This window comes from uncultured Bradyrhizobium sp. (genome assembly GCF_936928535.1).
In the GTDB taxonomy this organism is placed as follows: domain Bacteria; phylum Pseudomonadota; class Alphaproteobacteria; order Rhizobiales; family Xanthobacteraceae; genus Bradyrhizobium.
In genome coordinates, this window is the sequence record NZ_CAKZHY010000144.1 from 19,567 (window position 1) to 44,531 (window position 24,965).

At 63.8% G+C, this 24,965-nt stretch carries 31 protein-coding genes; 17 read left to right on the plus strand and 14 right to left on the minus strand.

Features of this window, described 5'->3' with window-relative positions; translation table 11 throughout:
• Nucleotides 1–38: 38 nt before the first annotated feature.
• Together Q0687_RS28275 and Q0687_RS28280 are read right to left on the minus strand one after the other, a co-directional pair.
• Nucleotides 39–521 carry an MAPEG family protein gene (locus Q0687_RS28275; protein WP_298884466.1) on the minus strand — a complete coding sequence of 161 codons (483 nt, stop codon included), beginning with the start codon at nt 519–521 and terminating at the stop codon, nt 39–41.
• Between the two features lie 66 nt (nt 522–587).
• Entirely contained in the window at nt 588–1,985 is a 1,398-nt protein-coding gene (locus Q0687_RS28280; protein WP_298884469.1) for a carotenoid oxygenase family protein, read from the minus strand.
• A gap of 106 nt (nt 1,986–2,091) precedes the next feature.
• On the opposite strand from Q0687_RS28280, the gene Q0687_RS28285 reads away from it, so the two are divergent.
• The 3 genes from Q0687_RS28285 (at nt 2,092) to Q0687_RS28295 (ending at nt 4,222) form a co-directional block, all read left to right on the plus strand.
• Nucleotides 2,092–2,832, plus strand: a complete 741-nt coding sequence (locus Q0687_RS28285) for a TetR/AcrR family transcriptional regulator (protein WP_298884472.1) — start codon at nt 2,092–2,094, stop codon at nt 2,830–2,832.
• Nucleotides 2,833–2,881: 49 nt separating this feature from the next.
• The gene (locus Q0687_RS28290) at nt 2,882–3,496 is read left to right on the plus strand and encodes a DUF6321 domain-containing protein (RefSeq protein WP_298884475.1); all 615 of its coding nucleotides are present in this window, start codon (nt 2,882–2,884) and stop codon (nt 3,494–3,496) included.
• A gap of 159 nt (nt 3,497–3,655) precedes the next feature.
• On the plus strand, nt 3,656–4,222 hold the full coding sequence (locus tag Q0687_RS28295) for an SET domain-containing protein (protein ID WP_298884478.1): 567 nt from the start codon (nt 3,656–3,658) through the stop codon (nt 4,220–4,222).
• 242 nt (nt 4,223–4,464) lie between these two features.
• Here the strand turns inward: Q0687_RS28295 and Q0687_RS28300 are convergent, their stop codons facing one another.
• Both Q0687_RS28300 and Q0687_RS28305 read right to left on the minus strand, forming a co-directional pair.
• Nucleotides 4,465–4,863: a hypothetical protein gene (locus Q0687_RS28300; protein ID WP_298884481.1), complete on the minus strand. Its 399-nt coding sequence runs from the start codon at nt 4,861–4,863 to the stop codon at nt 4,465–4,467.
• Nucleotides 4,864–4,904: 41 nt separating this feature from the next.
• Nucleotides 4,905–5,126: a hypothetical protein gene (locus Q0687_RS28305; protein ID WP_298884484.1), complete on the minus strand. Its 222-nt coding sequence runs from the start codon at nt 5,124–5,126 to the stop codon at nt 4,905–4,907.
• A gap of 301 nt (nt 5,127–5,427) precedes the next feature.
• Between Q0687_RS28305 and Q0687_RS28310 the strand changes: the two genes are divergently transcribed.
• The 5 genes from Q0687_RS28310 (at nt 5,428) to Q0687_RS28330 (ending at nt 8,857) form a co-directional block, all read left to right on the plus strand.
• Entirely contained in the window at nt 5,428–5,880 is a 453-nt protein-coding gene (locus Q0687_RS28310) for an Hsp20 family protein (protein WP_298884487.1), read from the plus strand.
• Between the two features lie 100 nt (nt 5,881–5,980).
• A complete protein-coding gene (locus Q0687_RS28315) occupies nt 5,981–6,301 on the plus strand; it encodes a hypothetical protein (RefSeq protein WP_298884490.1) in 321 nt (106 codons plus the stop codon).
• A gap of 201 nt (nt 6,302–6,502) precedes the next feature.
• Nucleotides 6,503–7,051: a cell envelope biogenesis protein TolA gene (locus Q0687_RS28320; protein ID WP_363324007.1), complete on the plus strand. Its 549-nt coding sequence runs from the start codon at nt 6,503–6,505 to the stop codon at nt 7,049–7,051.
• A 239-nt stretch (nt 7,052–7,290) separates the two neighbouring features.
• A complete protein-coding gene (locus Q0687_RS28325) occupies nt 7,291–8,112 on the plus strand; it encodes a helix-turn-helix transcriptional regulator (RefSeq protein WP_298884493.1) in 822 nt (273 codons plus the stop codon).
• A gap of 79 nt (nt 8,113–8,191) precedes the next feature.
• Nucleotides 8,192–8,857 carry a DsbA family oxidoreductase gene (locus Q0687_RS28330; RefSeq protein WP_298884495.1) on the plus strand — a complete coding sequence of 222 codons (666 nt, stop codon included), beginning with the start codon at nt 8,192–8,194 and terminating at the stop codon, nt 8,855–8,857.
• On the opposite strand, the gene Q0687_RS28335 is transcribed toward Q0687_RS28330, so the two are convergent.
• The 6 genes from Q0687_RS28335 to Q0687_RS28360 all read right to left on the minus strand — a co-directional run bounded on the left by Q0687_RS28335 (nt 8,835) and on the right by Q0687_RS28360 (nt 14,082).
• Nucleotides 8,835–10,028: a GNAT family N-acetyltransferase gene (locus tag Q0687_RS28335; RefSeq protein WP_298884497.1), complete on the minus strand. Its 1,194-nt coding sequence runs from the start codon at nt 10,026–10,028 to the stop codon at nt 8,835–8,837. The genes Q0687_RS28330 and Q0687_RS28335 overlap by 23 nt on opposite strands.
• A 107-nt stretch (nt 10,029–10,135) precedes the next feature.
• Nucleotides 10,136–10,705 carry a DUF6789 family protein gene (locus Q0687_RS28340; protein ID WP_363324009.1) on the minus strand — a complete coding sequence of 190 codons (570 nt, stop codon included), beginning with the start codon at nt 10,703–10,705 and terminating at the stop codon, nt 10,136–10,138.
• On the minus strand, nt 10,647–12,086 hold the full coding sequence (ccoG, locus tag Q0687_RS28345; RefSeq protein WP_298884500.1) for a cytochrome c oxidase accessory protein CcoG: 1,440 nt from the start codon (nt 12,084–12,086) through the stop codon (nt 10,647–10,649). Before ccoG ends, Q0687_RS28340 begins: the two co-directional genes overlap by 59 nt.
• A 37-nt stretch (nt 12,087–12,123) precedes the next feature.
• Nucleotides 12,124–12,327 (minus strand): DUF2892 domain-containing protein, encoded by a 204-nt coding sequence (locus Q0687_RS28350; protein ID WP_194467339.1) that lies wholly within the window; start codon nt 12,325–12,327, stop codon nt 12,124–12,126.
• Nucleotides 12,328–12,355: 28 nt separating this feature from the next.
• Nucleotides 12,356–12,799, minus strand: a complete 444-nt coding sequence (gene trxC / locus Q0687_RS28355; RefSeq protein ID WP_298884508.1) for a thioredoxin TrxC — start codon at nt 12,797–12,799, stop codon at nt 12,356–12,358.
• A complete protein-coding gene (locus tag Q0687_RS28360; RefSeq protein WP_298884511.1) occupies nt 12,796–14,082 on the minus strand; it encodes an FAD/NAD(P)-binding oxidoreductase in 1,287 nt (428 codons plus the stop codon). The genes trxC and Q0687_RS28360 overlap by 4 nt, the downstream gene beginning before the upstream one ends.
• A 115-nt stretch (nt 14,083–14,197) precedes the next feature.
• Between Q0687_RS28360 and Q0687_RS28365 the strand changes: the two genes are divergently transcribed.
• From Q0687_RS28365 to Q0687_RS28380, 4 genes are all read left to right on the plus strand, one after another.
• Nucleotides 14,198–14,497 (plus strand): metalloregulator ArsR/SmtB family transcription factor, encoded by a 300-nt coding sequence (locus tag Q0687_RS28365; protein ID WP_298884552.1) that lies wholly within the window; start codon nt 14,198–14,200, stop codon nt 14,495–14,497.
• A gap of 115 nt (nt 14,498–14,612) precedes the next feature.
• A complete protein-coding gene (locus tag Q0687_RS28370; protein WP_298884514.1) occupies nt 14,613–15,638 on the plus strand; it encodes an efflux RND transporter periplasmic adaptor subunit in 1,026 nt (341 codons plus the stop codon).
• Nucleotides 15,635–18,859 carry an efflux RND transporter permease subunit gene (locus Q0687_RS28375; protein WP_298884517.1) on the plus strand — a complete coding sequence of 1,075 codons (3,225 nt, stop codon included), beginning with the start codon at nt 15,635–15,637 and terminating at the stop codon, nt 18,857–18,859. Before Q0687_RS28370 ends, Q0687_RS28375 begins: the two co-directional genes overlap by 4 nt.
• A 10-nt stretch (nt 18,860–18,869) precedes the next feature.
• Entirely contained in the window at nt 18,870–19,226 is a 357-nt protein-coding gene (locus tag Q0687_RS28380) for a carboxymuconolactone decarboxylase family protein (protein ID WP_298884520.1), read from the plus strand.
• A gap of 73 nt (nt 19,227–19,299) precedes the next feature.
• On the opposite strand, the gene Q0687_RS28385 is transcribed toward Q0687_RS28380, so the two are convergent.
• On the minus strand, nt 19,300–19,629 hold the full coding sequence (locus tag Q0687_RS28385) for a hypothetical protein (protein ID WP_298884522.1): 330 nt from the start codon (nt 19,627–19,629) through the stop codon (nt 19,300–19,302).
• 101 nt (nt 19,630–19,730) lie between these two features.
• Complete coding sequence (locus Q0687_RS28390; RefSeq protein ID WP_298884525.1) at nt 19,731–20,135, minus strand: hypothetical protein; 405 nt, start codon at nt 20,133–20,135, stop codon at nt 19,731–19,733.
• Nucleotides 20,136–20,288: 153 nt separating this feature from the next.
• On the opposite strand from Q0687_RS28390, the gene Q0687_RS28395 reads away from it, so the two are divergent.
• Together Q0687_RS28395 and Q0687_RS28400 are read left to right on the plus strand one after the other, a co-directional pair.
• The gene (locus Q0687_RS28395) at nt 20,289–20,522 is read left to right on the plus strand and encodes a hypothetical protein (protein ID WP_298884528.1); all 234 of its coding nucleotides are present in this window, start codon (nt 20,289–20,291) and stop codon (nt 20,520–20,522) included.
• A gap of 11 nt (nt 20,523–20,533) precedes the next feature.
• On the plus strand, nt 20,534–22,564 hold the full coding sequence (locus tag Q0687_RS28400; protein WP_298884529.1) for a pyrroloquinoline quinone-dependent dehydrogenase: 2,031 nt from the start codon (nt 20,534–20,536) through the stop codon (nt 22,562–22,564).
• 44 nt (nt 22,565–22,608) lie between these two features.
• On the opposite strand, the gene Q0687_RS28405 is transcribed toward Q0687_RS28400, so the two are convergent.
• Entirely contained in the window at nt 22,609–22,851 is a 243-nt protein-coding gene (locus Q0687_RS28405; protein ID WP_298884531.1) for a PilZ domain-containing protein, read from the minus strand.
• A 183-nt stretch (nt 22,852–23,034) separates the two neighbouring features.
• Here Q0687_RS28405 and Q0687_RS28410 point away from each other — a divergent pair, with 183 nt between their 5' ends.
• On the plus strand, nt 23,035–23,328 hold the full coding sequence (locus tag Q0687_RS28410) for an HdeA family protein (protein WP_220012795.1): 294 nt from the start codon (nt 23,035–23,037) through the stop codon (nt 23,326–23,328).
• Between the two features lie 124 nt (nt 23,329–23,452).
• On the opposite strand, the gene Q0687_RS28415 is transcribed toward Q0687_RS28410, so the two are convergent.
• On the minus strand, nt 23,453–23,917 hold the full coding sequence (locus Q0687_RS28415) for a PaaI family thioesterase (RefSeq protein ID WP_298884542.1): 465 nt from the start codon (nt 23,915–23,917) through the stop codon (nt 23,453–23,455).
• Between the two features lie 347 nt (nt 23,918–24,264).
• Between Q0687_RS28415 and Q0687_RS28420 the strand changes: the two genes are divergently transcribed.
• A complete protein-coding gene (locus Q0687_RS28420) occupies nt 24,265–24,564 on the plus strand; it encodes a hypothetical protein (RefSeq protein WP_298884545.1) in 300 nt (99 codons plus the stop codon).
• 98 nt (nt 24,565–24,662) lie between these two features.
• Complete coding sequence (locus Q0687_RS28425; protein WP_298884548.1) at nt 24,663–24,917, plus strand: hypothetical protein; 255 nt, start codon at nt 24,663–24,665, stop codon at nt 24,915–24,917.
• Nucleotides 24,918–24,965 lie beyond the last annotated feature (48 nt).

Sequence of the window (24,965 nt, forward strand, 5' to 3'; positions counted from 1 at the left end):
TTGATAGTTCAGCGCCGGCACCTGGTCAAGCAAAATCTTTACAGTGTCAAAATGACGTGAATGATCTGTAAAAATTCAATTGTTGCAATGGCTTGATCCGATGCTTCGTCGGCCATGGCGGCCCAGGGCAGGCGCGACAGGATGGTCAGCGCGCAGGCGATCAGAAGGCCGATGGTCAGGAAGATGCTGCCGGCCCGGCAAATCGTGAATTTGAGCGAGCCCGGCGTTGCGTACATGCCGAGCGGATGCAGCAGTCGCGAGAGCAGAAGCGTGCCCATCAACAGGTGAACGCGCAAGGGCGATGCGCCGGACATTTCGAGCACCGCGACCATCAGCGTGATGATGGGGACGTATTCCATGAAATTGCCATGGGCCCGGATCGCGCTGCGCAGGCTTTCGCTGCCGCCGTCGTTGAAAGGCGCCTTGCTGCTCCGTCGCAGCCGGATGACCTGCAATGCGAGTGCGGCGTAGATCAGCGCAAGGATGGCGAGGTAGTTCGCGGTGATCGCGGGGACGTGCATGCGTGGCCCTCCATGCGCTGTCATTCCGGGCTCGCGTCATCTGGCGCGCTCCGGAATGACCAAGAACTACGCCGCTCCCACCCAATTGCCGTGGAAGCCGTCGGGGACGCGATGGCCGAGCTGCACCAGCGCGGCGGGGCCGGCTTCGATGTCGGTGGCGTTGAACACGGCGAGGTCGCTGCGGTTCTCCCGCGCGCGCCAGACCACCGCCAGCAGCCAGCCGTCGCCTTCCGCCGCATCCTTCGATCGCTCGACGAACACAGGCTCGGAGATGGTGTCGCCCGCCGGAAGCAGATACTGGCCGAGCCGCTGTCCCGTGCCGTCGACATGAACGATGCCGGACAAAGCGCCGAACATCGGCAGCCGCGGATTGGCGCAGGCGTACCAGCCGTGGCGGCTCTTCAGGCCGGCGCGGCGATCATCAATGCGCGGGAATTCGCCGGTGAGATCGTCCAGATAAGTCTGCTGGAAGCGGTCGGTATTGCCGGAGAGGTCGAAGGTCCAGCGGCAGTGGCGGGCGCGCGATTTCTCCGGATCCGTCGGCCGTCCGTCGGGATGCGGAAACAGCGGGGCCTGCTCGAACTGCATGACGTCGGCGACGATGCGGTCGCCGTCCTCCCACGCATTCATGACATGGAAGACGTAACAGGCCTCGGCGCGGAACCAGACGATGTCCTTTGCCGTGCCGCTGCGCTTCATCACGCCGACATAAGCACCTTTCTCAGGCTCCCACGCATAAGGCGGCTTGCCGTTCATCGCGCGCTCCATGCTGCCGGTGAGAGGCAGGATGGGAAACAGCACGTGATTCTCGGTGACGATGAAGTCGTGCACCATGCTGGCATAGGGCGTCTCGAAGCGCTCGAAGCGCGTCACCTTGCCGCCGGCATCGATCGATCCGTAGGAGAGGGCAGGCGTCAGCGGGCCCGCCGCGTTGTAGCCGAAGAACACGAGCTCGCCCGTCACGGGATCGATCTTCGGATGCGCGGTGAATGGGCCGGCGACGCGGCCCTGATAATTGTTGTAGCCGCGCGTTACCAGCGTGCCGGGCTCGATCTCGGTCGGCAGATGCCCTTCTTCAAGCGCGAGGAGCTTGCCGGCATGGAAGATGATGTTGGTGTTGGCGACGCCGCCGTCGGTGAGATCAGTGGGCGCATCCGGCAGCTTGCGTCCGAAGCCGCCGAACAGCGCGCGGCCGGCATCGTGCTCGGCAAGCCATTTCGGAGTGCGTACCCATCGATTGCGGTAAGAGGCGCGTCCTTCCTCGAGATGAAAGGCGTGCAGCATGCCGTCGCCGACGAACCAGTGTGCGCCGGGAGAGTCGAACTGCGGATTGGGACCATTGCGATAGAGCGTGCCGTTCAGCTCGCGCGGCAATTCGCCGACGATCTTGAGGAAAGGCGCGTCCGCCTCGAACGGGATCGGTGCGATATTGTTGCGGCGCTCGGCCAAGGCGTCCTGCTGCACGGCGTATCCCTCCCCATCTTTACATCGTAAAGATGCCTTAGGGCCAGATGCGACTTCCGTCAAGTGAAATCTTTACACTGTCAATATTGCGTCATATAGCTTGCAAATGGCCAAGAGTATCACCAAGAGCAACACCAAGGGCGAAACGGCGCATAGACCGCGCGGCCCCAAAAAGACCTCACCGGCGTCCCGTCCCGCCCGCCGCGCGGCGAGCGCAAAGACCGAGACGCCCTATCATCACGGCGCCCTGCGCGAGGCGCTGCTCCAGGCGGCCGAACGGGTGCTGGAGCGCGACGGGCTCCCCGGCCTGACGCTGCGCGCCGTGGCGCGCGAGGCCGGCGTCTCGCATGCGGCGCCGACCCATCATTTCGGCGACCTCACCGGTCTCGTAAGCGAGCTCGCGGCGATCGGCTTCCGCCAGTTCAATGCGGCGATGGCCGCGTCCTGCGATGCGGCCACCTCGCCGCTCGAGCGGGCACTGGCGCGGCCCAAGGCCTATGTCGCCTATGCCCAGGCGCATCCCGGCATGTATGGCCTGATGTTCCGCACCGAGCGGCTCGACTATTCCAGGCCGTCGTTGCACGAGGCCGCGGAATCCTCCTTTGCCGGGCTTGCCAATGCCATCAGCGTGATGCGGCAGGAGCCGATCAGCGGCAATGCGCTGACCATCGAGCAGGGGGCCGCGATCGCGCGTGCCTGGTCGATGGTGCATGGCTTCACCATGCTGCTGCTGGACGGACGGCTCGAGGACATCCTGGAGCGGCTGCCTGCGGGCACGACGGCGGAGCAGCTTCTGGAAGCGATCCTGAAGTCGACGGTGGCGGGACGGTTGCCGACCAACACCTGATCGAAAGAAGCGTCCGCTGTTCGTTGTGAACCCTTGCCATGCTCGGGCGTTGAGGCCCCATGGCAAGATCACCGCGCGCGCCCTGGAAGCGTTCAAATCCGCGCAAACAGGCGGGCAAGACATCCAAACATCTCACCTCCGCGCAAAAATCGGCCGCCAAGGCGCGCGCCCGCCGCGCCGGCCGCCGCTATCCCAACCTCGTGGACAACATGCGCATGGCAGCGAAGAAAAGCACCAAGGGGAAAGCCTCAAAGTCCACTCGGAAGACAGCGAAGAAGACGCGCAAGACCGCTGCGCGCAAAACCACCGCGCGGAAAACTGCAAAGGGCCGCCGGAAAAAGATCCGCGCGGTGGCCTGACCGCGGCAGGCCGCAAAGCCTTTGCACGCAAGCAGGGTGCGCATTTGCGGCCCGGCGTGACCAAGCGGGACTCCGAGATGACGCCGCAGGAGATGCGGCGCAAGGGCAGCTGGGCGGTGCGCTTCTACGGTCGCGCGAAGCTGCCAGCTCTGGTCGATGCCAGGGGGCGGCCAAGGCGGCACGCGCTGTCCGCTCATGCCTGGGGCGAGCCGGTGCCGAAGACCGTGGCTGCCGCGCGGCGCATCGCGGCCAGGGGTGAGCGTCTGCTGGCGCGGTATCGGCGTATCAAGGACAGAGCCGAGTGACATGCGGGATGCCGCGGAACTCGCGGCCCTGCACATTCTTCACTGTGGGCAAGCACCAGGCGTGACGGGGATGGGCCTGACAGCGGCGCGGAATCGTTCTAGAAGAGCGGCTTCGTTCGGGCTCAAGCAGCCCGGTCCGCGTCCTCTTTACACTTGATCATGCCAGCCATCGCTCCCCGCAAAGCCTATCGCGTCGGCCGTTCCAAGACCGGACTTGGCCTCTTCGCCACCATGCCGATCAAGAAGGGCACAAGGATCATCCGTTATTTCGGTCCGATCCTGGACTGCCGAATTCCCGGGCAGGACGAGATCGAGAACAAATATCTGTTCGAGCTCAACGGCCGCTGGACCATCGACGGCTCGGTGCGCAAGAACCTCGCCCGCTACATCAACCATTCCTGCCGGCCGAACGCGGAATCTGATGTCCGTCCACGCGAGCGTAAGGTGTTCATCCGCGCCATCAAGAACATCGAGCCGGGCGACGAGATCAACTACGACTACGGAACGGACTATTTCAAAGCCTATCTGAAGCCGATCGGCTGCAAGTGCCCCTCCTGCGAAGCCAAGCGCAAGAAGCAGCGCGCGGAGGCCCGCGCCGAACGCGCCAAGGTGAAAGCCCGCGCGGAGCGCAAGGCGCAGAAGGCCGGCGCGAAAACCACCGCCGCGAAAAAGAAGAAGCTGAACGGCAAGCATTTTGCCGGCAAGGTCGGCCGGGCGAAGGCGTAGTCCCGGCGCGACAGCCGCCGGCTTCCACGACAGTCCCTGATTGCTCATCAAGACTGCCGCTGCTCCTTCCGCCGCGGCGCGGACGCCTCGTGTGAGCTGCCCGGAGCGCGTGTCAGCGCCCGGGCTATCAGCTCGAAGCGAGCAGCGTTGCAACATATTCGTCATTGCGAGCGCAGCGAAGCAATCCAGAGACTCTCTGCGGGGAGATTCTGAACTGCTTCCCCGCCGCAATGACGAGAGCATCACGCCGCCAGCGCGCTCCCGCTCTTGCGGAGGCCCAGATACTGCAGCTCGGCGAATACGCCGGTCGCGATCGCCTGCGCCACCACCATGAGCTCGCCGGCGAGGTTCGGCGACACCGCGCCCGAGAACAACAGTGCGATGCTGCCGACCGTCCAGGCGGCGTTGCCGACCACAACCAGCAGCACCAGCGGCTTCGGCACCATCGTGCGCGAAGCAAGCCAGCCGACCAGCGCGGTGTAGGCGATCAGGAACAGGCCGGTTTCACGCAGCAGCGCCTCGGGCAGATTGAACAGGGTGGCGAATGCACCGGTACCAAAAGTGAAGCCGAGCGCGGCGATGCCGCTGAAGACAGCGTCGGCGAGCAGGGCGCGGCGCAGGAAGGTGGATGCGTCGATCATCAGGGGTCTCCTTGGTTGGGGGCTTGGGAAACTCGATGCCTTCAGCGCCACCAGGCGCGGAGCAGGCGGGCAAGGCGGGAAGGGCAGAGGCTCTTGCCGACGCTGTGCTCGAAGGCCGTGACGTGTGCGACGACATAGTCGCCGGTCGAATGCACCAGCGGTTCCGGCATGTTGAGGCTGCGCGCAAGCATCCGGGTCGCGAACGCCATCGCCCAGGGAAGAAGGTGGTCTGCAAGGGTGCGGTAGAGCAGCAGCGCGATCATGGTCATCTCCTGTGCTCAGGAAGATGCGCCGGTCGCGGGCCCAAATCGATTACCTCGCGGGTAATGGCGAGCGCGAGGCGGAGGGCCCGTCACAGTGGGCGGCTGGCACCCACTTTTAACCAATCGGGTTGCCGGAAAAAAAAATTTGAGGCCGGGCCTTGAAACTTTTCTCCCGCTCCTAAATTTTTTGCTCGTCGCCATCGTGGCGGCCGGGATGCCTTCAGGGTCCCGCGAATTGAGACGGGCGCCGGCGGTGTCCGGAGCCTGCTCGTACCCATCTTGCTCTTTGGAGGACTTGGATATGAGGTATGATTGGACTCCCCTCTGGAGGTCGACCATCGGATTCGACCGCCTTTTTGACGCTCTCGACGAGGTCCAGCGGACCGCCGAAGAGAGCTATCCTCCCTACAATATCGAACGTCTCGACGAAAACCGCTTCCAGATCACGGTGGCGCTCGCCGGCTTCACGTCGGAAGAGGTTTCGTTGACCAGCGAACAGAACGTCCTGACGCTCGAAGGCCGCAAGGCGGACAAGGAAGGCAAGACCTTCCTGCACCGTGGCATCTCGACCCGCAATTTCAAGCGCCAGTTCACCCTGGCCGACCATGTCGAGGTCAAGGGCGCCCGCTTCGAGAACGGTCTGCTTTTTGTCGACCTGCAGCGAGAGATCCCCGAAGCGATGAAGCCGCGCCGCATCGCCATCAACGGCACCTCGCCGAGCAATTTGACCCAGATCGAAGCCAAAGCTGCCTGAACTTCAAGGCCGCTTGAACGCATCGGGCATTTCGTGAAGACCAAAGCCGCGCGGGCGTCCGCGCGGCCATCCTCAACTCGTCCCGATCTTGGAGGCTCCCATGCGGCTGACGACCGCTCCCGACGACAAGGTCGTCGATCTCAACGCCATTCTTCACCCCGGCACCGTTTTTGAACACCCGCGCGACGTCCTATCCGACCCAGATCTCAGCGTGGCCGAGAAGCGCGCGATCCTGGCGTCGTGGGCATCCGACGCTTCCGCGATCGCATCCTGTCCCTCGCTGCGGTCGCCCGAAGGACTGAAGGCGCCTGTGACCATCGACGAGATTCTGGACGCGCTTTGCGCCCTGGATGACGGGCCCCGCAACCCACCGGGCGGCAAGCTGATGCGCCTGCGATCGATCGAGCGGGCAGCCGCATGACGACTCACGGCGCGCCGAGGACCATTTGACGGAAAAAGCCCCGCGCGAGCGGGGCTTTGAGTTGATTGGAACAGGACGTCTTCGCAACGAGACGGGATGGCCGACGGCGAAGATCGGCGCTATCCAGAAGGGATGGCGCGCAAGCTCAAGACATATCAGACCTCGCTCGGCTTCTACGATCTAGCGATCGCGGCGCCATCAATGAAGGCCGCGCTCGAGGCATGGGGCGCCGGAAGCAACCTGTTTCACCAGGGATTAGCCACGGAAACCGATGATCCCGAGGTCGTCACTGCGACCATGGCAAAGCCCGGCGTGGTTCTCAGACGGGCAGTTGGATCGAGCGGACGATTTTCCGAGCGCGCGAACATACCCTCGCAAGCGGCGGCGGATCGCGCGCAAGAGCGTCCCCAGATGCGGCAATCCAAGCCGAACAGGCGACAGCCGTCCCAGGTCAGCAGCAAGGCCGCGCGACAAGCGGCTGCGAACTATGAGAGAGAGCAGCGGCGGCGCGAGGCGCAAAGCCGGCGCGAAGAGGCCGCCCAAACCAAGGTGAGGGAGCGCCAGGAGCGGGCGATCGCAAAGGCGCAGGCGGCATTCGAAAAGGCCGAACGGGAGCATGGAGCCAGGCTTGATGCGATCGAAGCCGAGCGGGCTGCAGTGAATGTGCGCGCAGCGGCGGAAGATGAGCGATGGGCTGGGCAAAAAGCCAAGCTGACGGCGGCGCTGCGCCGGGCGCGGAACAGTGAGTGACCGGCTCGGGCGCCCCTGCTTTTGATCGACAGTGCGATTGCGGTGTGTGTCTCCGGTCGCGTCGTCACCTTCGCTCATTTTGGTGAGCGGAATGCGTTTTGACCGACCCGGCCGTCCTCAGAGCAAGTCTGTCGGCTGGGCTATGCACCACGCAGGAGCAGTTTCAGGACCCTGCATGCCAGTTTCCATTACCTTGCGGGTAATGGAAGGGGTGAAAGACGCATGATAGATTCTGGACCATGAACGCACATGCAGCCACGGCACGCGCCGAACCCAGCCAGCCGATCCATATCGGCGATCATTTGCGCGAATGGCGGCAGCGCCGCCGCATGAGCCAGCTCGATCTCGCCGGCGAGGCGGAGATTTCGGCGCGGCATTTGAGCTTCGTCGAGACTGGCCGCGCCGCACCCTCGCGCGACATGGTGCTGCGGCTCGCCGAGCGCCTCGATGTGCCTTTGCGTGAACGCAATGTGTTGCTGGTTGCCGCTGGCTTTGCGCCGGCCTTTCCGCAGCGCCCGCTGGAGGATCCCGCCTTGAAGTCAGCCCGTCAGGCGATTGACCTCGTCCTTAGGGCGCACGAGCCCAATCCGGCGCTGGCCTATGACCGGCACTGGAACCTGGTCTCCGCCAACCGCATGGTGGCGCCGCTGCTCGCTGGCGTTCCCGAGCGGCTGCTTGGCCAGCCCCTCAACGTGCTCCGGCTCGCCTTTCATCCCGAGGGACTGGCGCCACGCACGGTCAATCTCGCGGAATGGTGCGCACATCTGCTCGAGCGTTTGCACCGGCAATGCGAGGCGACGGCCGATCCTGAACTGATCAAGCTCTATCACGACCTCAAGACCTATCCCATTCCGGCGCGCTCGGGGCCACTGTCAGGCGACAATGTCGCCATCCCCTTCAAGCTGCGCCAGGACGGGGAGATACTAAGTTTCTTCTCCACCACCATGGTGTTCGGCACGCCCGTCGATATCACCCTGTCGGAGCTGGCGCTGGAAACGTTCTTTCCGGCGGACGAGCGCACGGCTGAGCGGCTCAGACAGATGGCCGCGGCTCTGGCCTAGCGTCCTCATCTGTTACCCTTGCCTCGGAGCGGGTTCGGCTTATCTTGGAGCAAATCCGCACCCTCAGAAGGAGGCGCTCATGAGCACCCTCAAACCGCTCCAGATCGACGTCGTCTCCGACGTGGTGTGCCCCTGGTGCTATATCGGCAAGCACCGGATCGAGAGCGCGCTCGCGCTTGTGCCCGACGTTCCGGTCAAGCTGAACTTCCGTCCGTTCTTCCTCAATCCCTGGGTGCCGCGCGAGGGCATCAGCCGCGAGGATTACCTCACCACCAAATTCGGCTCGGTCGAGGCCTATAAGGGCATTGCCGGCCGCGTCGTCGCGGCGGCAAGCGAAGAGGGGCTCGTCTACAAGCCCGAGCTGGTCGCGCGCCAACCCAACACGACCGACTGCCATCGCCTGATCCTGTGGGCCGAGGCGATCGGCAAGGCGCCCGAGATGAAGCAGCGCCTGATGGAGCTGTATTTCCGCGACGGTGGCGATCTCACCGATGTGAACGTCCTGGTCCAGGCGGCCGCCGATGTCGGGCTCGATGCCGACGACGTGCGCAAGCGCCTCACCACCGATGAGGACGTCGCGCGCGTATCGGCGGATGCGCAGGAGGCTGCCGACAAGGGCATCTCCGGCGTGCCGACCTATGTCTTCGCCCAGAAATATGCCGTTTCCGGCGCGCAGGATCCGAACCTGCTCGCCCGCGCCATTCGCCAGGTGTCGCAGGAGATCAACGCGCAGGCGGCGGAGTAGCGTCGCTTTGCCTGCGCAGCAGATGGACGATGCGGCGCGCGGTCTCGCGTGCGTAGCCACGCGCGACGAGTGCCGCGTGAATGACCCCTACCATCGGATCATGTCGTCGTAGCGGGACCAGCACGTCACCGATCGCAAGGCGGCCCCGCCAGATCGGGTCGATCATGGGATGGTCGGCACTCGCGGTGGAATCCGCACTCGCGATGGTGGGATCGGCGCAGAGATGGCGGGTTAGATCGAGCGTGAGCTGCACGCCTGGTGAATATTTTGCGAAGCGCTCGTCGATGCCGAGCTTGAAAAAGAAGGCGCGATCCTGGTGACGCAGCACGATGCCGGCCGCCACCGGCGTTGTCCCGGCGCGCAAGCTGACGATCTCGCATTGCGCGGTCTCGGCAAGAGCAGGGACGGCGCGGCGGATGAAGGTCGCATCGCCCGCGTCCTGAAGCAGCGCGGTGCCGCGCTTGCCCTTCCAGCCGCTGGCCTCGAGCTGCAGGAAAGTTTCGAGCGCGGGCTTGACCTCGTCCGGCTTGCGCGCAATCCCGAAAGTGATCGCGCCATGATCGGCCAGGCGACGACGCTGCCGGCGCAGCTCCTTGAGCTTCTTGGCACCGAGCGCCTCGCGCAGCAGCCCGTCGCCATCCTGTGTCGCATCGAGGCTGGCGCGGACATAGGAGCCGAGCACGCGCGGCTTCAGGCCGGAGCGGCCGAGCGATTCTCTGATCGAGCCCATTGCGGCGCCATCAAGTGCAACGTCGCGCAGGACCAGCGCATGCGCACCAGCCTCGCGCGCCCGCTGCAACAGGCGCATCGCGGCCTCGGCCGACACGTCGCGGTCGATCAGCGGGTTGCACAGCGTGCCATAAGGATGCGCGCTCACCAGTGCGGGCAGGGGGATCTTCCAGGCTTGCCAGAGCGAGATCGCCGGCATCAGCCCGATCAGTCGCGTCGAGGAGCCAGCGCGCACCGACAAAGCCGACGCACCGATACGGCCGCGCGCAGTTGCGCTGGCGGCGAGCTCCCAGGCGGGCAAATAATAGCCGTTCGGCTCGATCGCGCGCTGCGCCAGCGCGCGCCATTGGCCGGGCTCGATCGACGTGAGCGGGACGAGCGCGGGCGTTGCATCCTTGGCCGATGCCGGATTGATCGCAGCCTGGTGCGCGATGTCGACCACGTCCCGTCGTCCCCATTCACGCCGACATCAGTTGGCGTTACGCCGTCATGCTTAGCGCAAAGATTGGAAAATACAGTTGGGATGTCGCTTCATTTCGAGCGGTATTGTTAACTGCTCGTTGACCACAGATGGCCCGGCTCGGAGTGCAGCACGGAAAAGGCGATGCCCATGAACAGGCTGTAGGCGAGCACCATCGCGAGGGAGAACGCGGCGGGCAGCATGCCCAGTTGCAGGTTGGAGGCGAACGGTCCTCTTCCGAGTATCGGAAAGTAGAGCAATCCCATCGCGATCCAACCCGCGATCCCGAAGACCAATCCTTTCACGATCGCGTTACGACCCGGCAGCAGATGGTAGGTGGACCGGAACAGGATGCCCAGCACGAAAGTGCCGTTAACGAAAGACATCGCCCAAGGAACGGTCGGATGGACCGCGCCGCCGCCCAGCAGATCGCTGAGGCCGTGCTGGAGATCCCGGTAGGGATGGAAAGTCGGAAGCCAGCCCATCCAACGCTTCAGGAACATGACACTGCTGTGCGCGGCGTTGCCACACAGGCCGGCTGCGACAGATCTCCAGACCCTATGAGCTGCTATCTGATGCATCGCCCTTTCGCTGAGTCCATCATCGGTCGGCCGGCACGAAATGGTCGCGAGCGGTCGCCGTCTGTCCGCTCGCGACATCGGTCGTTGCGATCTCGACGTTCACGGCCGACTGCGGCAATTGCGCCGGATCGACCTGCACCGACATCCTGATCTCGCGGGTCTGGTCCTGCCCCACCTCGACGATCAGCCTGCCGTTGGGCTGGCGCTCGATGCCGGCGACGCGAACGGTCGCGCCCGGCAGGCCGGAGACGTCGAGCGCGAATGATCGCGCTGCGCCCTTGTTGAGGATGCGCACGGTATAGTCGTTGCGGACGCCGCCGTCCGAGAGCTGAACGAACAGCGGATTGCGCTCGTGCAGCACATTGACGTCCATCGTTGCGCGCGTGGCGAGCGCATAGAGCATGATGCTCCCGACAATGCCGATGGCCGCGGCATAAATCAGCGTGCGCGCGCGGATCAAGCGGTAGACCGGCGCCTTGCCGTCACGGCGGCGCTGCATGTTGATGTCGGTGTCGTAGCCGATCAGGCCTGCAGGCCGGCCGATTTCGCGCATGACATTGTCGCAGGCGTCGATGCACAGGCCGCACTGGATGCAGCCGAGCTGGATGCCGTGGCGGATATCGACGCCGGTCGGACAGACATTGATGCATTGGTGGCAATCGACGCAGTCGCCGGCGAGATCGCCATGGGCACGGGCGACTTCGGCCTTTTTCACCGACATGCGCGGTTCGCCGCGGTCGCGACGATAGGTGACGTTGAGCGCCCACTCGTCGGTCAGCGCCGCCTGGATGCGCGGCCAGGGGCACATGTAGATGCAGACCTGCTCGCGGGCGTGGCCGGCGAAGAGGTAGGTCGTTGCGGTCAGGATGCCGATCCAGAGATAGGCGACGACGGGAGCCTGGAAGGTGGCGAGATCCTTCACCAGCGTCGGCGCATCGTCGAAATACAGCACCCAGGCGCCGCCGGTCCACCAGGCGATCATGATCCAGAGAAAGTGCTTCAGCGCGACCTTCCGGATGTGCTCGAACGTCCAGTAGCGCTTGTCGCCCTGCATGCGTTCGCGCCGGTCACCCTCGACCCAGCGCTCGACGGCGTAGAACAGGTCGGTCCACACCGTCTGCGGACACATGTAGCCGCACCACAGCCGGCCGGCGACGGCATTCATCAGGAACAGCGTCATGGCCGCGATGATGAGCAGGCCAGTGAAATAATAGACCTCCTGCGGCCACAGCTCGATGAAGAAGAAATAGAAGCGGCGATGCGGCAGGTCGATCAGCACGGCCTGGTCGGGCAGCCCGGGTCCGCGATTCCAGCGCACGAACGGCAGCAAGTAGTAGGTTCCGAGCGTGACGCAGAGGATCGCCCATTTGATGCGGCGGAACGGGCCGCGCACCGACTGCGGATACACCTTCTTGCGCTTCTCGTAGAGAGGCCCCTCGATGAAGGTGTCGTCGGTCATGGCAAATTCCCCCGTATCACAATCGGTATCCGCGCGTTCAGGAGAACGCGCAGCCGCTGTTCAACCCCAGCTTCTTGAACACGATCGCTGCGGGGCAGAACCCGGTGAACGAGGCCTGCAGCATGTTCAGGCCTGCAAAGGCCGTCAGCAGGTACCAATACGCATTGACGTAGGTGCCGAGGGCAAGTCCGAGCAGGACGACAAATCCTGCGAAGGCGAGAACGGCTCGATCGACATTCATGGCATGCTCCTTTTCAAGTAAGGTCTCGTTACGAACGGGTCAGACTGGATTCGGTCCAGGCGACGATGCTTCGCGCATCCATCGCTCCGGCCTGTCGGGCGATCTCGCGGCCTCCGCGCATCAGCAGCAGGGTCGGGATGCCGCTGATGTTGAGGCGTGACGACAGCGCAGGCGCGTTGTCTGAATTGAGCTTTAATAGCCTGACTTTCGGCTCCAGCTGCTGTGCGGCGCGTTCGAACATGGGTGCCATGGCGCGGCACGGGCCGCACCAGGGCGCCCATACATCGACGAGCACGGGAATGTCGTTGTTGGCGACATGGCGGCCGAAGGCTTCTTCGTTCACCTCGATCGGATGACCGGTGAACATCGGCTGATGGCAGGCGCCGCAACGCGCACCGTCAGGCGCGCGCTCGGCAGGCAGGCGGTTGATGCGTCCGCAACTGCCACAGACGATCTGGCGTGTCGCGCTCATGTGCCCGTTCGGACCTCCTTGATCTTTGAGATGTTGAGCTTGTCGAGGACGAAGCGCTCGTAGAACGGTTCGCTCTCGCCACGCCGCATCTTGCGGAGGAAGTATTTCTCGAAGGCGACCTTGGCGTAATGCACCCATTCGCCTTTGGACGACCAGTTGACATTGCGCGGGGGAATCTGAGGCTGGGCCAGGAAGGCAACGCCGGAATCGCCGAAGTCGGCGAGGCAGATTGCGTTCCAGGTCGGTACCGAGGTCGGCTCCTTGCCACGCAGCAGGGCACCGATGTTCATCGCCGTGGCCGTCACCATGGATTCGATCATGAAGCCGGTCTTGGGTACGCCGACCGGTACCGGGGTCGCACCGACCGGTGCGATCGCCACGCAGACACCGACAGCGAAGATGTTGGCGAAGGTCGGATTGCGCTGATGCTTGTCGACGACGACGAAGCCGCGAGGGTTGGTCAGCTTTTCAATGCCGCGCACCGCTTCAACGCCACGAAAGGCTGGCAGCATCATCGAATAGGCAAAAGGCAGTTCGTGTGCCTTGCGGGAGGTGCCGTCGTCGGCAAACTCCTCCACCGACATGACGCCCTCGTCGATGCGATCGACGCGGGCATTCGTGATCCACTTGATATGCTTCTCACGCAATTCACTCTCGAGAAGGCCCTTGGTGTCGCCAACGCCGTCGAGACCAAGGTGACCGATATAGGGTTCCGAGGTGACGAAAGTCATCGGCACCCTGTCGCGCAGTTTCCGTCTGCGCAGTTCGGTTTCCAGAATGAAGAGAAATTCGTAGGCCGGCCCGAAGCAGGACGCACCCTGAACCGCGCCGATCACTACGGGCCCAGGGTTCGCGGCAAGCTTCTCAAAGGCTTCGCGGGCGCGGGCGGCATGGTCGACGTGGCAGATCGACTGGGTATGGCCCTGAGGCCCGAGACCCGGAATCTCGTCGAACGCAAGCTCAGGCCCGGTCGCGACCACCAGATAGTCGTAGTTGATCGACGTGCCGTCGCCGAGCTCGACGCGGTTTTCAGTGGGGTGGACGCGCTTTGCGCCCTGCGTCAGAAGCCGCACGCCCTTGCGTTTCATGACATCGGCAAGATCGATCTCGATCTCCTCGCGCTTGCGCCAGCCGACCGCGACCCACGGATTGGATGGGACGAAGTGATAGACTGCACCTTGTGCGATGACGCTGAGACGATCGTCCTGTCTCAGCTGCGGTAGCAGTTCATAGGCCATGAGCGTTCCGCTCAGGCCGGCTCCGATTACGACAATTTCCGCCATGGCTACCTCCGTTGGATCAGGCTGCCCCGCCGGTTCAGTTCCGGCCGTCATGCAGCTCTTGACGATATATTCGTAGTTTCGTATATACGCAAGTATGAAAGTTGATGCCGAAATGATGGAACGTGCCGCCGATCAGGCGAGCGAATTGTTGAAGGCGCTCGCCAACCGGCATCGCCTGCTGATCATCTGCCAGTTGATCGACGGCGAGCGGTCGGTCGGCGAGCTCGCCGAATTCCTGAACCTGCGAGATTCTACCGTCTCCCAGCATCTTGCACTCCTTCGCAAGGATGGCCTGGTGTCTGCCAGACGTGAGGCGCAGACGATCTTCTATTCGATCGCAAGTGAGCCGGCGCGCCAGGTACTCAAGACCCTCTACGCAGCGTTCTGTGCGCCGAAATCGGCAAGGACCAAGTAGAGCCTAGGAACGATTTGATAGGAGCGCCTTGAGCGAGATCAACGCGTCGGGGCCCGACGCGGATGAATAGTTGCTCCAGCGTGGCGATGCTTTGATGATGACACGGAACTATCCCATGCGATGTCTAGCGAGAAACCTGAGCTTGTTGGCCGCCTTCGCGGCGGTCGGCGTGTGTGCGGTCGGCTTGTCTGCAGGACCAGTCACAGCGGCTGAAACGGAAACCTTCGTCGTCGCGCGGCAATCCATCGCCGATGAAAAGGCCGTGTTCGCCACTGTTGAAAGCATCAGCGTGGTGCCGGCGCGCGGACGAATCGGCGGCACGGTGGTTCAGCTCAAGGTCAGGGAAGGCGATCGCGTTGCTGCCGGTCAGGCGATCGCGACCATCGGCGACGAGAAACTGGTCCTCCAGATGAAGTCTCTCGATGCGCAGATCGAAGCCCTTCAGGCGCAGGCAAACCAGGCGCAGCTCGACTTCACCCGGACCGAGGGACTGGTTGAGCGCGGCATTCTGCCCCGGGTCAAGCTCGACGAGCAGCGCACCGCGTTGAACGTTGCCGACAACGGCCTGCGCGCAAAGACCGCCGAGCGTGCGGTGATCAACGAGCAGCTCAACCAGGGTCAGGTGCTCGCACCCGCGGACGGACGAGTGCTGAAGCGGCTGATCACCGTAGGGTCAGTCGTGCTCGCAGGCGATCCCATCGTCACGGTCGCCCAACAGGATTTCAAGCTGCGGCTTCGCGTGCCGGAAAGGCACGCACGTTTCCTTAAGGCGGGCGACAAGATTCGCATCGATGGAGCGGAATTCGTCGGTGAAGCTGCCAAGTCGGGCGTCATCGACCTCGTCTATCCCCAGATCGAGGAGGGGCGCGTGATTGCGGACGCCACCGTCGAAGGTCTCGGAGAATATTTCGTCGGTGACAGGCTGCGGGTGTGGATTTCGGGCGGCGCGAGATCGGCTCTCGTCGTTCCCGCAAGCTACGTGACCACCCGGTTCGGTATCGATTATGTTCGGCTCCAGAAAAACAGCCGAACCATCGACGTGCCGGTGCAGCGTGGCCGCGAATTGCCGACGCCGGCTCTCGCGGACGGACTCGAGATCCTGTCCGGCGTTTCAGCCGGCGACCAGTTGGTGCGGCCGTGAATCTCGGGCTGTCGGGGCGGCTCACCAAGGCGACGATCGCATCGCCGCTCACGCCCCTTTTTCTGCTTGCGGCGCTCGTCGTTGGCCTGATCGCGGTCGTCATGATTCCGCGCGAGGAGGAGCCGCAGATCAGCGTTCCCATGGTCGACATCCGGGTCAATGCAGACGGGCTGCGCGGACCGGATGCGGTCGAGCTCGTCACCAAGCCGCTGGAGTCGATCGTCAAGGGTATCGACGGGGTCGAGCACGTCTATAGCCAGACCGAGGACGACCGCGTGATGGTTACGGCGCGGTTTCTGGTCGGCACCAAGTTCGAGGACGCGATCCTGCGCGTGCACGAGAAGATCCGCGCCAATCTCGATCGGATCCCCATTGGTATTCCCGAGCCGCTGATCGTCGGCCGAGGAATCAACGACGTCGCGGTGACGGTGCTGACGCTATCGCCGAAGCCGGAGGCCGCTACGCGCTGGACCGACAGGGACCTTCACGAGCTGGCGGAAAAGCTGCGCGCGGAGCTGATGAAGGTCGACAATGTCGGACTGACCTACATTTCCGGAGGCGCCCCGCAGCAGGTTCGGGTCGAGCCTGATCCGGAGAAACTGTCGCTGTTCGGAATCACGCTGCAGCAGCTTGTCGCCAAGGTGAAGGATGCCAATCGTTCCTTCCTGGCCGGGCAGGTCCGCGATGCCGGCACCGTACGTAACGTCGTAGCGGGCCAGACGCTGTCGGGCATTCCAGACATCGGACTGCTGCTCATCACGACCCGCGACGGCCGGCCGGTCTACGTCAAGGACGTCGCCGCCGTGATCGTTGGCCCCGGCACCGTCGAGCACCGGGTCTGGAGCGATGCGCGTGACGCGAAAGGAGAGTGGGCGCGCACGCCCGCCGTCAGCGTCGCGCTTGCGAAGCGGGCCGGCGCGAACGCCGTGGTGGTGTCGGAGGATATTGCCAGGCATCTGAATGGCCTGAAATCACGTCTGATTCCCGACGATGTCCAGGTGACGGTGACGCGCGACTATGGCGAAACCGCCAACGAGAAGGCCAACGAGCTGCTGTTCCATCTCGGGCTTGCGACGGTCTCAATCGTCGTGCTGATCGCGATCGCGATCGGCTGGCGCGAGGCGCTGGTGACCTTCGTCGTCATCCCCACGACGATCCTGCTGACGATGTTTGCTGCCAATCTCATGGGCTATACCATCAACCGCGTCAGCCTGTTCGCGTTGATCTTCTCGATCGGCATCCTGGTCGATGATGCCATCGTCGTCGTGGAGAACATTGCGCGGCATTGGGGCATGCGCGATGGTCGGTCGCGGCTGCAAGCCACCATCGAGGCGGTCGCGGAGGTCGGCAATCCCACTATCGTTGCGACGCTGACCGTGGTTGCGGCGCTGTTGCCGATGCTGTTCGTATCGGGCCTGATGGGCCCCTACATGGCACCGATTCCGGCCAACGCCTCGGCTGCAATGCTGTTCTCGTTCTTCGTCGCCATGGTGGTCGCACCATGGTTGATGTTGAAGCTGGCGCCGAAGGGCGAGATGTCGCCTGCGCATGCCGCGCATGACGAGGGCCGGCTGGGGCGACTCTACCGGCGCTTTGCCACTCCGATCGTCGGCAGCAAGCGCTCGGCCTGGATTTTCCTGGTTGGCGTCGGCGTCGCGACGCTGTTGTCGATGACGTTGTTTGCGACCAAGTCGGTGACGGTCAAGCTGCTGCCGTTCGACAACAAGTCCGAGATCGCTGTTGTCGTCGATCTACCGGAAGGGGCGAGTCTGGAGGCGACCGAGCGCACGCTGTTCGGCGTCGCCGAGACCGCGCGCCAATTGCCCGAGGTCACCTCGCTGCAATCCTACGCCGGCACACCAGCGCCGTTCAATTTCAACGGCCTTGTACGGCACTATTATTTGCGGGAAAGACCTGAACTCGGCGAGGTCCAGGTCAATCTGGCGTCACGCGGCGAGCGCAAGCGCGCCAGCCACGAGATCGCGCTGCAGCTGCGCGAGAAGCTGAAGGCGCTCGATCCGCCGAAGGGAACCAGCATCAAGGTGGTCGAGGTGCCGCCCGGGCCGCCGGTGCTTTCGACGCTGCTGGCCGAGGTTTACGGACCCGATGCGGCGACGCGCCGGGCCGTCACGGCCGAGCTCAAGACCATCTTCGCCGAAGTGCCCTTCATCGTCGACGTCGACGACTCCATCGGCGAGAAGCGGCCACGGCTGCGATTGTCGATCGATCAGGACCGCCTTGAATTCTTCGGCGTCGAGCAGCGCGACGTCTATGACACCATCCAGACCTTATTCGGCGGCACCTCGATCGGCTACTCGCATCGCGGTGAAGATCGTAATCCGATCGAGATTGCAGTGCATCTCGGCAAGCGCGATCTGGTCTGGGACGAGGCGCTCGCCTCCACCCCCGTGCCGGCCAATACGCTACCCGGCAGCAAGACCGTGGTTGAGCTCGGTCAGGTCGTGAAGGCGACCATGGAGGAGGGGTCACCAACGATTTTCCGCCGCGATGGGCGTTTCGCCGACATGGTGATGGCGGAGCTCGCCGGCCGCTTCGAGGCGCCGCTCTACGGCATGCTGGCGGTCGCGGACCGGGTCGATGCCCATGATTGGGGCAAGCTGCCGAAGCCGGTGATCAGCCTGCATGGCCAGCCGGCGGATGAATCGCATCCCACGCTATTGTGGGACGGCGAATGGGAGATCACTTGGGTGACCTTCCGCGACATGGGGGCTGCGTTCGGCGCTGCCATCCTCGGCATCTACGTGCTGGTCGTCGCCCAGTTCGGAAGCTTCCGACTGCCGCTCGTGATCCTGACGCCGATTCCGTTGACGCTGATCGGCATTCTCGTCGGGCATTGGTTGCTTGGTGCCCCGTTCACGGCAACCTCGATGATCGGCTTCATCGCGCTGGCCGGCATCATCGTTCGTAACTCGATCCTGCTCGTCGATTTCATCCGCCACAGCGGCGCCGAGGGCAAGTCGTTGCGCGATGTCGTGCTTGAGGCCGGCGCCGTTCGCTTCAAGCCGATCCTGCTGACCGCGCTTGCCGCCATGATCGGCGCCGCGACCATTCTGCTTGATCCGATCTTCCAGGGGCTGGCGATCTCGCTCCTGTTCGGCCTCGCATCCTCGACATTGCTCACGGTGCTCGTGATTCCCGCGATCTACATCGCCTTGCGCACGCCGCGCGAGGTGGCCTCCACCCCGATGAAGCCCAGTTAGCGAGGGTCCGATGGACAAGAACTACATCGATATCACCAGGAACATCTCGGCCAACCTGAAGAAACTGCGCAACGACATTCCCGATACGATGAAGGGGTTTGCCGTGCTCGCCCAGGCGGCCACGCGCGACGGAGCGCTGGACAAGAAGACCAAGGAACTGATTGCGCTCGCGCTCGGCGTTGCCGCGCATTGCGACGGCTGCATCGGCTTTCATGCCGAAGCGCTGGTCAAGCTGGCTGCAACACGCGAAGAGGTCGAGGAAGCGCTTGGCATGGCCGTCTATATGGGTGGCGGGCCATCGCTGATGTATGCCGCGGATGCGATCGCGGCCTATGAACAGTTCCAGCAGCAGATGGTCGCTGCCTGATCCGATCTGCCGTCAAGTCGAGCGAACAGGACCGGACGACGTCTCGCCCGGTCCTGTTCGCCTATTGTGCTGCTTACCAGCGGTCGTCGCCGACTCCGACGCCCACGCTGACACCGGGCGCGCGAATGCCGACGCCGGCGTGCGGGCCGTCATCCCAATCGCGATAGGTGCGGCGCTCGTAATAGCGTTCACGCGGCATGCGGGCGTAGGAATCACGCACGATCACGCGCGCGCCGCCGTGGGTCCGGTAGCAATTGCCGGCGTCATCGCAGACCAGCCGGACTTCCTGAATGAGGTCCGGGCTGGTGTATTCGCTGGTCGTGTAGAAATCCGCAGCCTTCGCGGCGCTCCCCGCGGCCAGAGCGCCGACACCGGCCAGCAGTGCAATCGTGAACGTCCTCATCCTGTCCTCCTCCGAAACTGCCCTCGGCGGTAACAAGAATGAGAGGCATCGATCGTTCCGGCCGGATTACAGGTTTTTCCCGGATGCGGTACGGTCCGTTGCTAGATCGGCTGGTAGGCTTCCGAGCCGCAGATGTCATCTGCTTCCGCGCGCCGCCGGTCGATGATCTTTCCGCCTGATATCGTCACGATGTAGGTCTGGGTGCCCAGTGCCGAACCAGTGGCGGAGGTGAGTTGTGCGCGGACGCAGGCGGTCCAGCCGGATCCGCGGACCTCGTGATGAGGCAGGCCGACCTGTATCTCGCGCGGATAGGATGTGTTGAGGAACACCACATCGATCTGCTCGCGGACCACGCGTTTGACATCCGGCGGCGGTTCGGGCGGCGGCTGTTCGGCCTCCTTGATGCGCATGAACTCGGGCACCGGCGCGCGGCTGTCGGCAAAGCCGCACGCACCGAGCGCAAGTGCGCAGGCAAGCAGCGCCACATGAGCAACAATCCGCAACATTCGTGAAGGGTCCCCCGCGGGCCAACAGATAGGCGCGAATTCGTGGGGACGAAGTCCTGCCCGATCAACATTTGCTGAAGGGCTGGTGCTCGCCGTCTTTGCTATGACCGGACCGCAGGCTAGTTTGTACCCCGGATCAGGGGGATCGCGCCAATGAGGATCTTGATCATTGCGACCATGGTGCTGGGGCTGACTGCGGTTTCGGCGCAGGCGCAGATGGGAGGCGGCCGGCGTCACGGCAATGAAAACGGCCAGAAGGCGGACAACACGCCCAAGGTTGACGAAAAGGCCTACAAGGCCGCGCTCGAGCGCATTCCGGAGCCCAAGGACAAATATGACCCTTGGAGCGGGGCACGTTCGAACGAGCCTGCCAAGAAGTCGAAATAGTGAGGCGGGTGGTGGCGGGGCGGCTTCGATATTGGCTCGGCCTCGTTCTGTTGCTTGCGGTGCGGCCATGCCTTGCCTGGGAGAGCTGGGGTGGCGATCCCGGCGGTTCGCGCTTTTCGCCGTTGCGTCAGATCACCTCCGACAATGTCGGCCAACTCGTCCGCGCTTTCGAATTCCACACCGGCGATATTGCTGTGCGTCCGCCAGACGTGATGCGGCGAACCAAGTTCGAGGCGACGCCCCTGTTCGTCGAGGACAGCCTGATCTTCTGCTCGCCCTTCAACGAGGTGATCGCCATTGATCCCGGCACAGGTGTGCAAAAGTGGCGCTATGATCCGAAGATCGCCATCAACCAGCGTCCGGCCAATCGCTATGTCTGTCGCGGTGTCACCCATTGGGTCGACGATTCTGCGCCGGAGGGAGCCGCCTGCCGCTCGCGCATCTTCATGGGGACCAACGATGTCCGTCTGATCGCTCTTGACGCGAAGACGGGCCTTCCATGCGCCGGCTTCGGCAAGGGCGGTGAGATCAAGCTCGATATCGGCATGCCGCTGGAATGGCCGGGCGAATTCCAGATCACTTCGCCACCGGCGGTGGGCCGCGGTGTCGTTGTTGTTGGTTCCTCGATCGGCGACAGCCGTCGCGTCGACGCACCGAGCGGCGTGGTGCGCGCGTTCGACGCGCGCAGTGGCGAGCCGCGCTGGACTTTCGAGCCGCTCAAGCACGACGGTATCGAAGCAGGACACGCCAATGTCTGGGCGCCGATGTCGGTCGACGAGCCGCGCGGCCTGGTGTTCCTGCCGACGACCTCGCCGTCGCCGGACTTTTGGGGCGGCAAGCGCCCGGGCAATAACGAGCACGCGAATTCCGTCGTTGCATTGCGCATCGAGACCGGCGAGCTCGTCTGGGCGTTCCAGACCGTGCATCACGACGTCTGGGATTACGATCTGCCGGCACAGCCGACGCTTGCGCGTATCGACACGGGCGAGGGCCACCGCGACGTCGTGATCCAGCCGACCAAGCATGGTTTTGTCTTCGTGCTCGATCGCGAGACCGGAAAGCCGGTGTGGCCGGTCGAGGAGCGCAGCGTTCCGCAAGGCGGCGCCGAGGGTGAAGCACTGTCGCCGACGCAGCCGTTTCCAACGCATGTACCGGCGCTGACGTCGCAAAAGATCTCGACCGACGATGCGTTCTCGCTGTTGCCGGGCTTGCGCCGCTCGTCGTGTGAACGGCAGTTCGCGGAAGCGCGCAATGAAGGGCTGTTCACGCCGCCATCGACGCAGGGCACGCTGGTGTTTCCGTTCACTGGCGGCGGTGTGAACTGGGGCAGCGCCGCGTTCGATCCGGTCAACCAGATCCTCTACGCCAACACGAGCCGTGCCGTTCATCTCGTCAAGCTGATCCCGCGCGCGGAAGCCGCCGGATTCAATCCGCCGCCCGGTCAAGATTTCGGGCAGCAGAAAGGCGCACCGTTTGCGATGTCGCGCGCGGTGGTGATGTCGCCGTTCGGGCTGCTCTGCAACAAGCCGCCATGGGGAGAGATGGTCGCGGTCGACCTGAAGGCTGGCAAGATTGTCTGGCGTTCGACCGTCGGCACAACCGAGGATTTGGCGCCGCTCGGCATGCCGTTGCCGTTCGGCGCGCCGCTGGTCAACGGGCTCGCGGTGACCGCAGGCGGTGTTGTTTTCACCGGCGCGATGGACGCCTATCTGCGTGCTTTCGATGCCCGCGACGGACGCGAGCTGTGGCAGGGACGGCTGCCGGTGCCCGGCGTTGCCAATCCCATGACCTATGTCTGGAAGGGCGAGCAATATGTCGCAATCGGCGCGGGCGGCCATTCCGAAGCCGGCACCTCGATCGGCGACAGCCTCGTGGCGTTTCGCCTGGCGCGTCCGGGTGAGGCGCCGTCATTGTGGTCGCGCACGATCGATCGCCCCGGCGGACGATTTTTTGCGGGGCTGTCGGCGACCGTGCTGACGATCGTCGCGCTGGTGATCGTGGCTTTGCGCCGGCGTCGACGGCGCCGTGCCCGGTCAACGTGATGCTTGCGTGCGTGTTGTGCGAACGGTCATTCACATCGCGCGTGCTATTGCACGAAGGCGAGGCCGACGCGCCTGTCGTTTCGCCACACCGCGCGGCAATCGCGCACGAGATTGTCGCATGAAATCGACAGCGTGAACGAATGCGGCAATAAACCAGGGTTTTCAAGGTCGATCGCGGCGCCGCTGTCCGAGATATTGCGCACTGTGCAAGCCACCCCGTTGCCTTCAAAGGTGACCGTGCCACCCTTGAAAACCCGATGACGTTGCGTTGCACGCTTCTCGATCATTCGCGTCAGTCCATAGCGATTATTGTGAAATAGCGCATAGAAATTGCGTTGATCTAAACTCAATACTGGCGCTACTTGCACAGCGCTTAAGATTTCGTTTACGACGTTGAGGCGGCGAGTTACTCCGCCGCGTTTACCCCGCAAGCCTTTCTTTTAAGGCGTTAGGCGCCAATGGAGATTCCGATGAAGACCACGCTTTCGCTTTTGTTCGCCGCAGCGCTCTCGCTGACGTCGATGCCCGCCCACGCCGTCAAGTGGGATCTGTCGACCATGACCTGCAAGCAGTTCCTCGAGAGCGGCGAGGACAACATCGCGGTCGTGCTGACCTGGATGGACGGCTGGTACAAGGGCGACGAGGACAACGCGATCATCGACACCGAGGTGTTCATCGAGAACGCCAAGAAGTTCGGTGCCTATTGCGGAAAGAATCCGACCGTCAGCGTCGTTACCGCGGCCGACGAAATCCTCGGCAAGTAGTTCTCGAAGCGAATCGACCGAGGCGTGATTGCGATCACGCCTCGGTCTCTCGCTTCCACATTATTGTCATCGAGAGCCGCGCTGCGCTTGGCGCTCACGCGGCTCTCTTCGTTTCGGATGATGCTCAGCCCGGCAGCATCGCGAACGCGCTCGACACCATCGCGACCTGCTTGTTGTCGGTGGCGGAGAGCAGGGTGACGCGGCCGAAGCTCATGGTGCGTCCGAGCCGCACTACGCGCGCATCTGCCAGCACGTCCGACGAGACGACCGCGCGCATGAAATGCGTGGTCTGGTCCACCGTCGTCATCGGACGATAGCCCCTGTTAGCGGCGAGATTCGCGATCACCATCGCGGTGTCGGCCAGCGCCATCAAGGCCTGGCCGCAGACGACGCCGCCGTTGCGGCACAGCCTCTCCGAGAACGGCATGCGGAGCAGCGCGCCGGGCTGCCAGTCCGGCGCATCGGCTGGCGGCGTGAATTCGATGCGCTCGACGGAGAGGTTGAGATCCTGGACCCAGGGCGCAAAGACCTCGCCGAGGATGCGCCTGGCTTCAGTGATGCCGAACTCGGCTTCTGGCTGTGATGGCATTGCGGTCGTTCCCTCCTGTGTTGCCGGATGTTTCGCCCACTCTGCCCGCTTGGGTGCGGTAAAGTCACTGCGGCGCTCGGCTTGAAAATGCCTGACTTCGCCCGATATGATGCCATGCTTGGGAGCGGGTGGACGATGTTGCGTCGATGTGTCCTGATATTCTGCCTGACCGCGCTCGGTCTGGCGCTGAACGGCTGCACCAAGTGCGGTCCGATTTGGGACGACTGGCTCCATGGGCCGAAATCGTGCAGATCGGATCGGCTCTAGCGGGTTGAAGCGGCGCTTGGCGCTGCCAGGACGGCAGGGTGTGGTATCCGCCCCCTCCATCCATGATCAAGGAGTGAGTGATGAAGCTTTTCCGTATGGCGGCGGTGCTGGCGCTGGTGGCTGGACCGGCCTTCGCACAGGAGTCGCCCCATATCAACCTGATGGCCGATGGCCCCTCCAAGACAGACGACGAGAAGGCTGCGGATGCCGCGCGCGACAAGGCCTACAAGGAAACGTTGAAGAAGATTCCGGATGCCAAGGCGGCCAACGATCCCTGGGGCGGAATGCGCGCCGACCCGCCGAAGCAGCCGGCACCGAAGAAGACCTCGGCCGCGACCAGCACGCCGAAGAAGCCCAAGGCGGGTACGGCCGCCAATTGACCGCGGCGCCGGCGGCGAGCTGATGCGTCCGGCGGGACTCCCATTCGCCGGAGCCGGATCCTACATTCCTTTGCAGTGTTGCGTTGAGGAGGCAGGATATGGCGGATCGCCCGCGGGACCTCGCCGAGCGGATGGCGCGGCGGCGCAAACCCGCCGCTGGATCGGGCGGCCCGGCCGGTGACGGCTATCTGCGCGAGAGCTTCACCCTGCCGCGCGCCGCGGCACGGGCAAGGGCGCAGGCCTTTTTCACGCGCTATCCGAAGGCTGGCTACATGAGCGAAGTCGAGACCTGGCGCGAATTGCCCGGCGGCGACATCGAATTCACCATGCGGCGGTTGCCCAGCGCGGACTAGTCGGGCGTTTCCTTAGTTCGAATCATATCAGGCAGCCTCGGCGAGCTT

Excerpts from the sequence above, each read along its gene's own strand:
- Q0687_RS28275 (WP_298884466.1), bottom strand. The coding sequence starts at position 521 with ATGCACGTCCCCGCGATCACCGCGAACTACCTCGCCATCCTTGCGCTG.
- Q0687_RS28285 (WP_298884472.1), top strand. The coding sequence starts at position 2,092 with ATGGCCAAGAGTATCACCAAGAGCAACACCAAGGGCGAAACGGCGCAT.
- Q0687_RS28295 (WP_298884478.1), top strand. The coding sequence starts at position 3,656 with ATGCCAGCCATCGCTCCCCGCAAAGCCTATCGCGTCGGCCGTTCCAAG.
- Q0687_RS28300 (WP_298884481.1), bottom strand. The coding sequence starts at position 4,863 with ATGATCGACGCATCCACCTTCCTGCGCCGCGCCCTGCTCGCCGACGCT.
- Q0687_RS28305 (WP_298884484.1), bottom strand. The coding sequence starts at position 5,126 with ATGATCGCGCTGCTGCTCTACCGCACCCTTGCAGACCACCTTCTTCCC.
- Q0687_RS28310 (WP_298884487.1), top strand. The coding sequence starts at position 5,428 with ATGAGGTATGATTGGACTCCCCTCTGGAGGTCGACCATCGGATTCGAC.
- Q0687_RS28315 (WP_298884490.1), top strand. The coding sequence starts at position 5,981 with ATGCGGCTGACGACCGCTCCCGACGACAAGGTCGTCGATCTCAACGCC.
- Q0687_RS28320 (WP_363324007.1), top strand. The coding sequence starts at position 6,503 with ATGAAGGCCGCGCTCGAGGCATGGGGCGCCGGAAGCAACCTGTTTCAC.
- Q0687_RS28325 (WP_298884493.1), top strand. The coding sequence starts at position 7,291 with ATGAACGCACATGCAGCCACGGCACGCGCCGAACCCAGCCAGCCGATC.
- Q0687_RS28330 (WP_298884495.1), top strand. The coding sequence starts at position 8,192 with ATGAGCACCCTCAAACCGCTCCAGATCGACGTCGTCTCCGACGTGGTG.
- Q0687_RS28340 (WP_363324009.1), bottom strand. The coding sequence starts at position 10,705 with ATGTCGCGAGCGGACAGACGGCGACCGCTCGCGACCATTTCGTGCCGG.
- ccoG (WP_298884500.1), bottom strand. The coding sequence starts at position 12,086 with ATGACCGACGACACCTTCATCGAGGGGCCTCTCTACGAGAAGCGCAAG.
- Q0687_RS28350 (WP_194467339.1), bottom strand. The coding sequence starts at position 12,327 with ATGAATGTCGATCGAGCCGTTCTCGCCTTCGCAGGATTTGTCGTCCTG.
- trxC (WP_298884508.1), bottom strand. The coding sequence starts at position 12,799 with ATGAGCGCGACACGCCAGATCGTCTGTGGCAGTTGCGGACGCATCAAC.
- Q0687_RS28360 (WP_298884511.1), bottom strand. The coding sequence starts at position 14,082 with ATGGCGGAAATTGTCGTAATCGGAGCCGGCCTGAGCGGAACGCTCATG.
- Q0687_RS28365 (WP_298884552.1), top strand. The coding sequence starts at position 14,198 with ATGGAACGTGCCGCCGATCAGGCGAGCGAATTGTTGAAGGCGCTCGCC.
- Q0687_RS28370 (WP_298884514.1), top strand. The coding sequence starts at position 14,613 with ATGCGATGTCTAGCGAGAAACCTGAGCTTGTTGGCCGCCTTCGCGGCG.
- Q0687_RS28380 (WP_298884520.1), top strand. The coding sequence starts at position 18,870 with ATGGACAAGAACTACATCGATATCACCAGGAACATCTCGGCCAACCTG.
- Q0687_RS28385 (WP_298884522.1), bottom strand. The coding sequence starts at position 19,629 with ATGAGGACGTTCACGATTGCACTGCTGGCCGGTGTCGGCGCTCTGGCC.
- Q0687_RS28390 (WP_298884525.1), bottom strand. The coding sequence starts at position 20,135 with ATGTTGCGGATTGTTGCTCATGTGGCGCTGCTTGCCTGCGCACTTGCG.
- Q0687_RS28395 (WP_298884528.1), top strand. The coding sequence starts at position 20,289 with ATGAGGATCTTGATCATTGCGACCATGGTGCTGGGGCTGACTGCGGTT.
- Q0687_RS28405 (WP_298884531.1), bottom strand. The coding sequence starts at position 22,851 with ATGATCGAGAAGCGTGCAACGCAACGTCATCGGGTTTTCAAGGGTGGC.
- Q0687_RS28410 (WP_220012795.1), top strand. The coding sequence starts at position 23,035 with ATGAAGACCACGCTTTCGCTTTTGTTCGCCGCAGCGCTCTCGCTGACG.
- Q0687_RS28415 (WP_298884542.1), bottom strand. The coding sequence starts at position 23,917 with ATGCCATCACAGCCAGAAGCCGAGTTCGGCATCACTGAAGCCAGGCGC.
- Q0687_RS28420 (WP_298884545.1), top strand. The coding sequence starts at position 24,265 with ATGAAGCTTTTCCGTATGGCGGCGGTGCTGGCGCTGGTGGCTGGACCG.
- Q0687_RS28425 (WP_298884548.1), top strand. The coding sequence starts at position 24,663 with ATGGCGGATCGCCCGCGGGACCTCGCCGAGCGGATGGCGCGGCGGCGC.